At 64.2% G+C, this 12,944-nt stretch carries 10 protein-coding genes; 4 read left to right on the forward strand and 6 right to left on the reverse strand.

The features are described 5' to 3' along the window. Positions 1 to 3: 3 nt before the first annotated feature. The 3 genes from fabI to KO539_RS07260 form a co-directional block, all read right to left on the reverse strand. Positions 4 to 786, reverse strand: coding sequence for an enoyl-ACP reductase FabI (gene fabI / locus KO539_RS07250; protein WP_219308659.1), 783 nt, complete (start codon positions 784 to 786; stop codon positions 4 to 6). After that, positions 783 to 968: a hypothetical protein gene (locus KO539_RS07255; RefSeq protein WP_219308110.1), complete on the reverse strand. Its 186-nt coding sequence runs from the start codon at positions 966 to 968 to the stop codon at positions 783 to 785. Before KO539_RS07255 ends, fabI begins: the two co-directional genes overlap by 4 nt. Before the next feature lie 437 nt (positions 969 to 1,405). Then, positions 1,406 to 2,848: an IgA Peptidase M64 gene (locus KO539_RS07260; RefSeq protein ID WP_219308111.1), complete on the reverse strand. Its 1,443-nt coding sequence runs from the start codon at positions 2,846 to 2,848 to the stop codon at positions 1,406 to 1,408. 208 nt (positions 2,849 to 3,056) lie between these two features. On the opposite strand from KO539_RS07260, the gene KO539_RS07265 reads away from it, so the two are divergent. Beyond that, positions 3,057 to 3,659, forward strand: a complete 603-nt coding sequence (locus KO539_RS07265; protein WP_219308112.1) for a TetR/AcrR family transcriptional regulator — start codon at positions 3,057 to 3,059, stop codon at positions 3,657 to 3,659. A gap of 8 nt (positions 3,660 to 3,667) precedes the next feature. Further along, on the forward strand, positions 3,668 to 4,870 hold the full coding sequence (locus tag KO539_RS07270; protein WP_219308113.1) for a DUF418 domain-containing protein: 1,203 nt from the start codon (positions 3,668 to 3,670) through the stop codon (positions 4,868 to 4,870). Here the strand turns inward: KO539_RS07270 and KO539_RS07275 are convergent. From KO539_RS07275 to KO539_RS07285, 3 genes are all read right to left on the reverse strand, one after another. Then, the gene (locus KO539_RS07275; protein ID WP_152253187.1) at positions 4,861 to 6,114 is read right to left on the reverse strand and encodes a cyanophycinase; all 1,254 of its coding nucleotides are present in this window, start codon (positions 6,112 to 6,114) and stop codon (positions 4,861 to 4,863) included. The two genes, KO539_RS07270 and KO539_RS07275, sit on opposite strands and share 10 nt — an antisense overlap. A 154-nt stretch (positions 6,115 to 6,268) precedes the next feature. After that, the gene (locus tag KO539_RS07280; protein ID WP_219308114.1) at positions 6,269 to 9,073 is read right to left on the reverse strand and encodes a TonB-dependent receptor; all 2,805 of its coding nucleotides are present in this window, start codon (positions 9,071 to 9,073) and stop codon (positions 6,269 to 6,271) included. Between the two features lie 31 nt (positions 9,074 to 9,104). Beyond that, positions 9,105 to 10,106 carry a MurR/RpiR family transcriptional regulator gene (locus KO539_RS07285; protein ID WP_219308115.1) on the reverse strand — a complete coding sequence of 334 codons (1,002 nt, stop codon included), beginning with the start codon at positions 10,104 to 10,106 and terminating at the stop codon, positions 9,105 to 9,107. Between the two features lie 199 nt (positions 10,107 to 10,305). Between KO539_RS07285 and KO539_RS07290 the strand changes: the two genes are divergently transcribed. Further along, positions 10,306 to 11,442 (forward strand): succinylglutamate desuccinylase/aspartoacylase family protein, encoded by a 1,137-nt coding sequence (locus tag KO539_RS07290; protein WP_219308116.1) that lies wholly within the window; start codon positions 10,306 to 10,308, stop codon positions 11,440 to 11,442. A 9-nt stretch (positions 11,443 to 11,451) separates the two neighbouring features. After that, positions 11,452 to 12,840, forward strand: coding sequence for a YfcC family protein (locus KO539_RS07295; protein ID WP_176387343.1), 1,389 nt, complete (start codon positions 11,452 to 11,454; stop codon positions 12,838 to 12,840). Positions 12,841 to 12,944: the final 104 nt, after the last annotated feature.

The following is a 12,944-nucleotide window of genomic DNA, read 5'->3' on the forward strand; positions in this document are numbered from 1 at the left end:
CAGTCAATTCAGAATGTTGTAGCCGCCATCGACATACAGGGTGCCGCCCGTGATGGCGCGCGCGCCGTCGCCGGCGAGGAAGGCGCACAGCGCGCCCACGTCCTCGATGGTGGCCAGGCGCCGCATGGGCGAGCGTTCGATGGCGTCAGCCATCAGGCGGTCGAAATGGGCGATGCCGGAAGCGGCCCGCGTCTCCAGGGGACCGGGCGAAATGGCGTTCACGCGGATGCCTTGCGGGCCCAGTTCCGCAGCGAGGTAGCGCACCGACGCTTCCAGCGCCGCTTTTACGGGACCCATCAGGCCATAGTCGGCGATGACTTCCTCGGCGCCCAGGTAACTCATGGTGGTCAAGCTGCCGCCGTCCGGCATCAGCGGTTCGGCCAGTTTCGCCATGCGCATGAAGGAGTGGCAGGAGACATCCATCGCCTGCGCAAAGCCGTCGGCGGAACTGTCCGTCACGCGGCCATGCAGGTCCTGCTTCGGCGCATAGGCGATGGAGTGGACGACGAAATCGAGCCGTCCCCACTGCCGCTCGATCTGCGCGAACAACGCCTCCAATTGGCCCGGCACGGCCACGTCGAGCGGCGCCATGATGGCCGCCTGCACTTGCTGCGCCAGCGGCTCGACGTGCGGCCTGGCCTTGTCATTGAGCCAGGTCACGGCCAGTTCGGCGCCGGCCGCGCGCAGGGCGCTGGCGCAGCCCCAGGCGATGCTTTGCGCATTGGCGATACCCACCACCAGGCCACGCTTGCCCTGCAAGGGCAGCTGCCGCAAGGGGGCCGTCATGCCGGGACTGGACGCAGGGCGGGCCACGGCGTGGCCGCCTGCACGCAGCGCACGGCGCCGGCGCGCATGGTGGCGGCGCACGTGGCCAGGGTCACGCCGCCAACGCGCGCATACGGCAAGGCAATCGGAGTATGGGGGTGTAAGGTACTGCACGCGTCAGGCGCGGGGGTCTGCATCTTCATGAATCGGCTTCCGTCACTGAAATTCGAGGCACGCACCAGTGCATTTTCGGGGAACTGGTGCGGGGCGAAAATTACTCTACAGCATTTAGATACGTGATTCGCGATGAGGCCGGTCCGCATGCATAACGCTTTTGAGCTAGGTCAACTATAAGTGCGATTGCGGCAATGCAACATTGATATACATCAAATTCTACATCAATATTATTTAAATGAACTAATTGACAAGCAAGCGAATCGCGGTGCTCATTTGATAACAACATGGGGCTGGCGTGCGTAAAAGCGGCCGCGCAAAGGAAGGGGAGATTGCCTGGAAAACAAGCTGTGCTGCGCCATGGCGCGAGGCGCCAGGCGGAAAATGGTAAAAAATGGGGGCCATGCTATTGCGTTGCAACATGGCCCGCCTTGCCTCACTGCTTATGGGAATGACAGGGACGGTCTTATTTGCCCGATGCCGGGGCGGGACGCGAATACAAGTCGATGATGGTGCTGATGCCATCCTGGCACACGGAGCAGAACGTCTCGCTGCGGTCGAACATGATGCACTGCATCTCGGGCCGGTAGTAGCCGGACGACTCGTAGTTCGCGCCTTCAAAGGCGCCCACCGCATGGCGCTGCGGCGCCTTCGAGAACAGCTGCTGCGTGTACGCCAGGTCGGCCTTAAACAAATCGCTCATCTCGCTTTCGGGACGGTTGGCCGCACGCAGGGCGGCGCGCTGCTGCTGGTATTCGCGCGCATGGCTGTCATATGCTTCCTTCGGCCATGGCGTGGGCAGCGGCGTGCCCGCCTTGACGTGGTTCTTCCATTTCAGCCTGGCCGGATCGCGCAGCGCCGTGGCGTTCGGCTCCCACGGTTCCTGGCGCTCGCCATTCGACTGATAGGCCACGGGCGAGGTGTAGTACTCGTCGGCCAGGCCCGCGAAATGGTGGCCGAATTCGTGCACGAACAGGTAGTTGGCCCAGTCGTTGTTCGCTGCCGCCGTGCTGAACTGGCCGAAGATGCCGCCGCCGCCATAGGTATCATTATTGACGAGGATTTCAATGAACTCATACGGCGCGTACTGCGCCAGGTCGCGCAGCGCGCGGTTGTCCGTCGTCAGCACATAGCGCTCGCTGCCGAAGATGTCGTAGCGCGTGCCCAAGGGTGACGCGTGATGCACGCCCGTCGAAGGGCGCGACACGCCCGATTCCTGCGTCGGCGCGGCCATGGCCCACACATTGAAGTCCTTTGCCCGCTCGCGGAATGGCGAGACGGTGAAAAGATGGTCGGCCAGCTTGCGCGCCGTCGCTTCGAACTTGCCCATTTCGGCCGCCGTGTAGCCATCGCCCATGATCAGGAGGTCGACCTTGTCGCTCGATGGACCACTGATGCGGATCGGGATCGGCTTGACGGGCGCCGGCGGCTGCTTGCGGATCACGTCCTGCGCGGCCGGATCGACATCGGTGCTCCACACCACGGAAAACAGGCCGCGCTCATCGCGCTTGAGGATGCGCACGCGCACGGGGTGCTCGGGCTGCGGGAAGCGCACGGATTCCTGGAAGGCGCGCGTCGTGGTTTTCGCTTCATCGGTGCTGGCCCACTCGCCGAAGATGGTGGAAAAACCGCGCGAGTACAGCACCTTGCCCGACTTGATGTCGACCACTTCCAGCAGGTTGTTGCCGCGGTTGCTGTCATCGATGGGACGCGCCAGGTTGCCCGGCCATGGCAGGGGCTCGACCAGCACGCGCTCGACCGCATAATGCTCGCCCAGCGCATTGCCGCTGTGCTGGTAATCGAGGCGCATGGTGGCCGGCTGGGCGGCACTGGCAGCTTGCGCGGCAGGGACGATGCCGAAGGCCAGCGCCAGCGCGCAGAGGAAGGATCGAATCGGAGTCTGCTGCATGTCATTCCTAAAGCGGTAGAAAAACAGGTGAAGGGAACGGTTTTCCAAACAATCGGCGGGCCTGCCGGCAGGTGCGGGGAAAACCGCTGCGGCACATTGTAGCGACAGGAAGCGAGCGTGCAAAGCGCCCTTTTCAGCCGGTTCGCTTGACCACGCGAGCCAATCGGCTTATATTAGATTGACCAGTCAATTAATTAAAGGCAAGCCTATGCGCACCATCGATCCCGCTAAACACGCGGCCCGCCGCGACGCCATTCTCACCGCCGCGCGCTACTGCTTTGCGCGCAAGGGCTTTCACCAGACCAGCACCGCTGCCATCTGCGCGCAAGCGGGCATGAGTCCCGGTAACCTGTTTCATTACTTCCCCACCAAGCAAGCCATCATCGCCGCCATCGTCGACCAGGAAGGCAGCGAGACGGCCGCCTATTTCGCCGGGGTGCAAGGCAGCGCCGATGCCTACGGCGCCCTGCTCGACTTCATGGACGTGGTGCTGGCACTGGCGGCCGACGCGGACTTTGCGGGACTGGCGCTGGACATTGCCGCCGAAGCGATGCGCGACACGGATATCGCGGCCAGGGTGGCGCGCAACGACGCCAGCCTGCGCGGCGGCCTGCAAGCCTTGCTGGAAGAGGCGGCCGCAGGAGGCCAGGTCGACGCTGCGCTGGACGCGGCGCAAACGGCCAGCTGGATCGCCGCGCTGATCGACGGCATCTTCAACCGGGTCGCCGTCGATCCCGGTTATGCACCGCTGGCGCAACGCGCCAGCCTGCACCTGCTGCTGGCGCGCTTCCTGCGCCCTGCCCTGGCATGAGCGCCGTCATGCCAACGCCGCCCGCGCGCATCGCCGACGTCGACGCCCTGCGCGGCTGCGCCCTCTTCGGCATTTTGGTCGTCAATATCGGCGCCTTCGCCACGCCCTGGTTCGGCCTGGGCTTGACCGATCCCGCCTTTCACGGCGGCGTGGACCGCGCCACGCACTTTATCGTCGCGCTGCTGTTCGAGACCAAGTTCTACCTGCTGTTTTCCTTCCTGTTCGGCTACAGCTTCACCTTGCAGATGCAGGCGGCCGCGCGCGCCGAGGCGCCGTTCGTGCCGCGCATGCTGCGCCGGCAAGCGGGCCTGTGGCTGATCGGCGCCCTGCATGCCGTGTTCCTGTTCCATGGCGACATACTCACGACCTACGCCCTGCTGGGCATCGTGCTGCTGGCGCTGCACCGCTGCGGCGAACGCCAGGCACTGTCCCTGGCGCTGGTGCTCGTCGCCGTCTGCGTGGCATTCTGGGCGGGCATGGCCTGGCTGCAAAGCCTGCAGCCGGCGGGCGACACCGCCGACAACGCCGTGGCGATGGCGCAAAAGGCGGCAAGCGCGCTGGCCGCCTATCGCGCCACGCCGGCCGCCGTCATCCATCAGCACCTGCGCGAACTGAATGACATCTGGCTCGTCCTGCTGCTGGTGCAGGCGCCGTGCGCGCTGGCCATGTTCCTGTGCGGTCTGGCCGCCGGCAAGCGCGAGATGCTGCTGCACGCCAGCAATTATCTGCCGCTGCGCCGCCGCCTGCTGTGGGCCGGCGCGCTGGCGGGGCTGCCCGGCGCCGCCTTCTATGCGGGGACGTCCGTGTATGGCGACAGCCAGGCATGGCAGGTGGCGGGATTGGCCGTGGGCCTGGCCACCGCGCCGTTGCTGGCGGGCGCCTACCTGGCATTGGCGCTATCGCTGTTCGAGCGCCTGCGCGACGGCACGCTGTTTGCGCTGCTGGCCGACACGGGCCGCATGGCCCTGTCGAACTACCTGCTGCAGTCGGCCATCTGCGCCGTGCTGTTCCTCGCGTATGGCGCGCGGCTGATGGGCAGCGTGTCGCCGCTCGGTGCGCTGACGCTGGCCGCCATCATCTTTTGCGCGCAGCTGCCATTGAGCCGCTGGTGGCTGCGCGGCCATGCGTATGGCCCCGTCGAGTGGCTGCTGCGGGCCCTGACGATCGCCGCGTGGCCGCGCTGGCGGCGCCAGCACGCCACTTACTTGTAGCGGTACAGCGGCTGGCGCAGCTGGATGGGGCGGATGTCGAGGCGCAGCTTCAGCACCGAATACGCTTCCGCCTCGGTCGAGCTGTAGCCGACGCTGTTGACCGTTTTACTGAAGCGGAACTCGAAGCCCAGGTCCGGGTACGGGTCGCGCGGGTTACCGAAGGCGATGCCGATGGCTTCCTGCTGCGCGTTGTCGATCAAATTGCCCATCAGGTCGAGCACGGCGTTGTTGCCGAGGATATCGTTGGTAAACACGGGCTCGCGCATGTCGGGCTGGTTCGGATCGAGCTTGTTGTCGGCCTTGTCCGGCGACGGCGTAAACACGCGCGTGACGAGGTTGAATTTATCGCCCCGGTCCAGGTAGCTGATGGCGGCATTGCTGATATTGAAATTTTTCACGCCACGGTCGCTGATGGCGCCCGACAGGTCGATCAGCAAGGCGCCGCTGTAGCCGATGACTTCCACGTCGCGCATGGCGTCGACCACCATGGCGCTGTTTTCATCGATGCCCAGTCCCAGGTGATAGCCTTTTTTCAGCATCACGGGGATCATGCGCGCAAAGCGCCCGCGCACCAGCAAATGCTGGTCCACGAAGACATCGCTGCCGATGAAGCCGAGGCCAGGCGCGATCTCGCGGCCGTCCGTCACGCCCATCTTGAGCATGTCGAGCACGGGCTTGGCGTCGTAAAACATGGTGGTGCTCATGATGGCGGCGCCGGCGCTGGAACCGGCGATCACGCCGCCGTTGCGGTAGACCGACCAGATGGCTTCCAGCGCGGCCGTGCGGCTGCCGTCCGGACGCAGCAAGGCTTGCGTGATGCGCCCCTGGTCGCCGCCGGCAAAATAAATGCCGCTGGCCGACTTGATCTGCGTGACGATGGCCGGGTCTTCGGCGGCCTTGCGGTAATCCCTGTTCGCCAGCTTGACGGCCAGCGGCACAAAAAAGGCGTCGGCGCCGTACTGGTTCAGCTTTTTGATGATGCTTTCGCCCGATTTTTCCGGGTTCATCGCGGCCGAGGCCAGCACGGCGATGCGCGCGCCTGGCCCGCCCGACAACTTGACGATGCGCTGCCAGACTTCGGCATTGTCGGCGCGCAGGCCGCCGCCGATGATGACGAGCGTGCCCTGCGGCGCGCTGCCGATGGCGCTGCCGCCCGGCGCCGCCACGGCATGGACGCTGCACAATGCCAGCGCGAACAGCAGCGCGGCGCGGAAGGTGTGATACAGGCTTGCGGATGATTTCATGGTGCCTTTCGAATACAAGGAAAGTGGCGCGCACTGGTTAATACAGGCACGCGCCCTTGCTGCCAATACTGCTGCTTGCAACCCAACTGCATCAAACTGCAATACTACTTGCTGCATATGACAGCGCTGTTGCGGTATCTCCTGCTTTTCCGCCTTATTTGAAGCTGTAATTGGCGCTCGCATAAAAGCGCCGGCCGCGCGGATCCGTGTAGCTCGGGTCATAGCCGGACAGGAAAAAATAGGCTTGGTTCGAATACGGCGGGCTGGTATTGAACAGATTCTGTATGCCCGCGCGCAGCTTGAACTGCTTGCTGACGGCGTACGCGCCCGACATGTCCCACAAGGTGTAGGCCTTCACCCGGTTCGGTTTGACCACGCTGCCATCGTCCGTGTTGATGGCCGAATTCTGGTCATCGTAGCCGCTCGAATACGTGTTCGACAGGCTGGCCGAATACGGGCCGTTGTCCCAATCGAGCGTGATCGTATGGCGCCAGCGCTGCACCACGCCTTCCGTGACGAATTTATTGAGGTTGCTGATAAAGACCTCGCCAGGGCTGGTCTGGATTTTTGAATCGAGCACATATGTGCCGCTCAGGTGCGCGCCAAAGCGTCCCCACGCCGTTTTCACGCCATGCAGGTCGGCCGTGATATCGATACCCGCCGCCTTTTGCGCACCGCGGTTTTCCTTGCGCAGCTCGATGTAGTCGATCAAGCCGTCTTCATCGCGGTGCACCAGGTCGCCGTACTTGGCCAGGTTGCCGAGGATGATGTCGTCGCCGATTTCGCTGATCAGGTCCGTGCGCTTGATGTTCCAGTAGTCGGCACTGAAGGTCCAGTGCTGGCTCGGTTCGAGCACCAGGCCGGCCGTGAACTGGCGGCTGCGCTCCGGTTTCAGCTTGTCGTTGCTGTAGCGGCGCGTATCCCAGTTATCGGCGCAGACGGAGTAATCATTGTTCTCGCTCGCGCAATACACGGGATCGGGCAGGGTCGCCGTGCTGCTGTAGGCAGTGGGCCGGTGCAGGTCGGACATCGATGGTGCGCGGAAGCCCTTGCCGGCCGAAGCGCGCAACAGCACCTGCTTGCTGGGCATGTAGGTCAGGCCGATCTTCGGACTGAGGGCGCCGCCCACCTGCTGGTAATGGTCGTAACGGCCAGACAACTGCGCCTGCCACTGCTTGGTCAACGGCAGCAGCAATTCGCTGTAGATGGCTTGCACCTTGCGGCTGTCGCTGGTGGCCACGCCGCCTTCGGGCGCCGCGTCGTTGTTGATGTTGTCGCTCATCAGCAACGCCGAAGGACGGAACTCGGTGCGCTCGCGCCGTACTTCGCCACCCACGGCCAGCGCCATGTCGCCGCCCCCCAAGGCCATCAGCGCGCGCGATGCCTTGAAGTCCAGCGCATCCATGGTGCCGCGCGCATGCCGTACTTCGTCATTGACCTGGATGCTGTCGAGCAGCGCCTTGCCCTTCGCGCCCGATGGGCCAAACGGGTTGATGTCGCCGGAGGCGATGCCATCCAACAGCTTGTCGTACAGGACGTAGCCATGCGTATCGCGGTCCTTCACGACGTTGACGCTGTGATTGAAGCCCACGTCGTAATCCCAGCCAGCGAGCGTGCCGCTGGCGCCTACCACGAAGCGCTGGCTCTCGCTGGTCAACTGGCTGGTGCGCATGCCCGCCTCGTTCAGCCGCATGCGCAGCTCCAGTTCGCGCGCAGTCGGATTGCCGTCTTCGTCGACGATGCTATCGAGGCCGGTATTGGCCAGCTGCGGCACCTTGCTGTAATCGAGATAGCCGATCACGCGCGCCGACGAACCCACGTAATAGCTGCGCGAGCGGCTCAGCGCCACTTCCGCGTACAGCTGGTGGTCGTTACTCAGTTTCAGCACGCCGCGCGTGAGCAGGTTCTGTTTGTCCGTCTTCGGATACAGTTCCGTGTCGCCCATGTAGTCATAGGTACAGGCATCGACGCCGCCCGTTCCCGCCGGCAGGTACAGGTTGGCCGGCGGCGAACAGTTCGGGATCGACGGATTGATCTGGCGGTTGGTAATCGGCTGGCCATTGAGCAGGAAGCCATTCTCCTGCAAATAGTCGCGCTGCTCCCCCGACAGGCGGATATTCGCCGGGCTGGTAAAACTCGACAGCAAATGCCCGAGACGCTGCGGTACCTGCAGGTTTGAAATGAACTTGCGCTGCGAGGAACTGAGGCGGTCCGTTTTTTGCAGGTCGACCACGGCGAAGACATTGTAGCCATCCGTGGCCAGGTCGCCCGTGCCGGCCGTGATGCTGGCCGTGCGCTTGCCCGCGCCGCCTTCATCGGTGCGGCTGCCGTAGACGTTCAGCTCCACGCCCTGGTAATCCTTGCGCGTGATGAAATTGATGACGCCGCCGATGGCGTCCGTGCCGTACAGGGCCGAGGCGCCGTCGAGCAGCACTTCCACGCGCTGCAGGGCGGCGGCGGGGATGTTGTTCAAGTCCACGCCCGCGTCGTCGCCGGGCGAGGCAAAGTTGGCCATGCGCCGGCCATTGAGCAGCACCAGGGTCGACGACGTGCCCACGCCGCGCAGGTTGGCGCTGTTGAAGCCGCGCTGGTCGCCGCCGATATTGATGCTGGCGCCATCGGTCAGACCGCCCACGTTGGCCGACACGCGCGCCATCAGCTCTGCCGCCGTCGTCACGCCCGCTTTTTCGATCTCGGCGCGCGTGATGACCTGCACCGGCAGCGCCGTCTCCGATTCCAGGCGCTTGATGGCCGAACCCGTGATCTCCACGCGCTGCATTTTTTTCGGCGCAGGCTCTTCATCCCGCACCGGCTCCTGTTTCTGCTCTTGCGCCTGCGCGCCGCCGGCCAGCATGCCCAGCGCCGCCGACACGCTCAGTGCGCCCAGCGCGAGGCGCACGCCTTGCGCCAGCACCGACTCGCGCGGCAAGGAGCCACCGTCCTGTCTTTTCATCTGCATTGCCACTCTCCCCAATAATGATGCCTGATTTTTATAATGATTTTGCGACCGCCTTGCGTTGCTTTGAAGCTGTTTTCCGGGAGCCCTGCACCCCATGCTCGCCGCCGTACAGATAGGCGGCGATGACGTCGCTCAGGCGGGCCGCTTTTTCCACGTTCTTTTTGTTCGATACCATCAGCGCCACGGCCAGCGCCTCGATCATGGCCAGCGCCGTGCTGGCGCTGCTGGGCAGGACGGGATGCGTGCTTTGCGCATACAGCGCGTGATCGGCCAGTTCGGCCAGGGGTGAGGCAGGAGAATCGGTGAGCGCCACGATGCAGGCGCCACGGTCGCGCGCGAAGCTGGCCAGGCCGATGCAGTCGAGCGTGTAGCGGGGGAACGAGATCACCACCAGCACGTCGTGCGCCGTCAGGTTGACCAGATGGCCGGCCGCCACTTCCGAGCCGCCGATGCCCACCACTTCCACCACATGCGGGCAAAACGGCTGCAGATGCTGCACCAGCATGCCTGCCAGATTGGCCGACAGGCCAAAACCCATCACATACACGACCCTGGCGCGCGTCAGGCGGCGCACCACGGCCTGCATGGCGTGCGGCGACAGGGCATCGGACGTGGCGGCGATGTTCGCGGCCGCATATTCCAGGCTTTGCGTGACAGGCGAGGTGGCGCGCGCGCGCCGTTCTATCGTGCGGCGCAGTTTGTCGACCGGCTGCAACAGCGATTGCAGGGTTTCGGCCATGGCGCCGCGCATGGCCGAATAATTCTTCTGGCCGATATCGCGCGCGAAGCGGCTGATGGTAGCGGTCGATACCTGGCAGCTGTCGGCCAGTTCCTCGATGCCCAGCGCCGTCACCCGCATCTGGTTGCGCAGCAGGTAGTCGGCGATCTGCCGCTGCGAAGCCGAGCCGCCGGCCAGCACGTGCATCAGCGCCTGCCCGAGCGGCGATTGCGCGAAGGCGGCGTCGGGCGACGCCAGCGCGGTGGCAAGTGGCTTGGGGGCGCTGCTTCTGGCAGGACTGGCGGATGCTCTCATATTACTGGCGGCCTGTATTCTTGGGGACTGCGGATCACTGGCGGAAGGCGAAATCGGGTCGCTGGAACTTACTGTACTCATATCAAAAAGAAAACTCAACAAATATTTGTAAAAGGATTTTCATTGATTTACTTCGTGAAAATATTGCTACATAATCGACCGAAATCCATCAACCATGCACCTTTTCGGGGCACCCACCATGCAAGTACAACAGCATCCCATCTCCACCGCGCACGCCAGCGTAGCGTGCCAATTGAGCAGTTTCCACTTCGGCGCCGCGGCCGCCACCAGCCGCAGCGGCAAAAAAGTGTACATCCAGGCGGCGCTGCACGCGGACGAGGTGCCGGGCATGCTGGTGTCGCAATTTTTGCGCCGCGAACTGCTGGCGCTGGAAGCGGCCGGCAAGATCCACGGCGAAATCATCCTGGTGCCGGCCGCCAACCCGATCGGCCTGGCACAAGCCATCCATGGCGCGCCGTTCGGCCGCTTCGACCTGACCACCGGCATCAACTTCAACCGCGCCTACCGCCACGTGGCCGATGAACTGAAAACCACGCTGGCTGGCCTGCTGGGACAGGATGCGCAAGCCAATGTGGCCCTGATACGCGAGCATGCGCGCGCCGCCGTCGCCGCCTGGCGGCCGGGCACGGATGCGGAGACCTTGAAGAAAACCCTGCTGGGCATGGCTATCGACGCCGACATCGTGCTCGATCTGCATTGCGATAACGAGGCGGCCCTGCACATCTACACGGGCACGCCGCTGGCGGCGCAGATCGCGCCCCTGTCCGCGCTCCTGGGCGCGCGCGCCGTGCTGCTGGAACTGGCGGCCGGCGAAGAGCCGTTCGACGAAGCCTGCAGCCGCTTGTGGTGGGACCTCGACGCGCACTTCGGCGGCCGCTATCCGATTCCCGCCGCCTGCCTGTCGACCACCGTCGAGTTGCGCGGCGAAGTGGAAGTGAGCTACGCCCTGGCCGAACGCGACGCCACCGCCCTGCTGCGTTTTCTCGCCATCGAGGGCGTGCTGGAGATAGCCGGCGCCGGCGACGACCTGCCCGCACCGCAATGCGAGCCCACGCCGCTGGCCGGCGTGGAACCGATCCTCGCGCCGCATCACGGCGTGCTGGTCTACTTGCGCGAAATGGGCGAGGTGCTGGCCGCCGGCGACGCCGTGGCCGACCTGATCGACCCAGTCAGCGGCGAGACGACGACCTTGCGCTGCACGGTTGCCGGCGTCTTTTTTGCGCGCAGCGCCCACCGCCACGTCCTGCGCGGCATGAACGTTGGCAAGGTCGCAGGCACCGTCGCCTTCCGCGGCGGCAGCCTGCTGAGCCAATAAGTGACACCCATGAGAAAATTCAAGCTCCCCAATACTTTCGTCCTGCTGTGCGGCATTCTGGCCATGATCGCCCTGGCGACGTGGCTGGTGCCAGGCGGGAAATTCGACACCCAACTGGTCAATGGCAAACAGCTGATCATCCCCGGCACGTTTCATTACGTCGACAACAAGCCGCAGGGACTCGCCGCCCTGATGATGGCACCCATCAAGGGCTTCGTCGACGCCAGCCTGATCATCGGCTTCGTGCTGATCGTCGGCGGCGCCTTCGCCGTGCTGCAAAAAACGGAAGCCTTCGATTCGCTGATCAAGGCCATCGCCAAGGCGCACACCAGTTCGCGCTTCGTGCGCGCCGCCATCATCCCCGTGTTCTTCACCATGTTTTCGCTGGGCGGCGCCACCTTCGGCATGAACGAGGAAGCGATTCCCTTCATCCTGATCTTCGTGCCGCTGGCCCTGGCTCTGGGCTATGACACCATCACGGGCGTGTCGATTCCCTTCATCGGCTCGCAAGTGGGCTTTTCCGCCGCCTTTTTGAATCCGTTCAACGTCGGCATCGCGCAGGGTATCGCCGGCGTGCCCATCTTTTCCGGCATCGGCTACCGCCTGATCGTGTGGGCCATCGCCACGGCGGTCAGCATCGTGTTCTTGATGTGGTACGCGGCGCGCATCAAGCGCCACCCGGAAAAAAGCCCGACCTACCTGCTCGACATCGAAAAGCGCAGCGAGCACACACTGGACCTGAGCAGCTTTGCCGGCATGACGCGCACGCATCGCGCGGTGCTGTGGATTTTCATGGCGACCCTGCTGACGATGGTCGTCGGCGTCGTCAAGTACGACTGGTTCATCGATGAAATCGCCGCCCTGTTCCTGGTGATGGCCATCGTCGTCGGCCTGGTCGGCCGGCTCGACATGGACAGCCTGGTGGCGTCGTTCGTACAGGGCGCGCGCGACATGGTCAGCGTGGCGCTGGTCATCGCGCTGGCGCGCGGCACCATGATCCTGGCGCGCGACGCGCAGATCATCGACACCATGCTGCATGCATTGACGCCCCTGGTGGCGTCGTCGAGCCCCGTCTTCGCCGCGCAAAAGATGTTCTTCATGCAGTCGGTGATCAACTTCTTCATCCATTCCGGCAGCGGCCAGGCGGCGCTGACCATGCCGATCATGGCGCCGCTGGCCGACCTGGTGGGCGTGACGCGCCAGACCGCCATCCTGGCTTTCCAGTTCGGCGAATTCACCACGCCGATGATCCCCACGTCCGGCATCACCGTCGGCGTGCTGGCGCTGGCGCGCGTGCCCTGGATTACGTGGGCCAAGTGGATGATTCCGCTGCAGCTGATTTACCTGGTGCTGGCGCTGCTGCTATTGATTCCGCCGTGCCTGATGCACTGGCAGTAAAACGGAACACGCCATTGAGCGATGCCGATGGCAGGCTGAAAAATGCTGAGGATGGCGGGAAGCTCGCGTTCCGCCTGGGCTGAAAAGGAAACGGGGGCGCCGCC

This window comes from Janthinobacterium sp. NKUCC06_STL (genome assembly GCF_019345455.1).
GTDB classification, from domain to species: Bacteria; Pseudomonadota; Gammaproteobacteria; order Burkholderiales; family Burkholderiaceae_D; genus Janthinobacterium; species Janthinobacterium rivuli.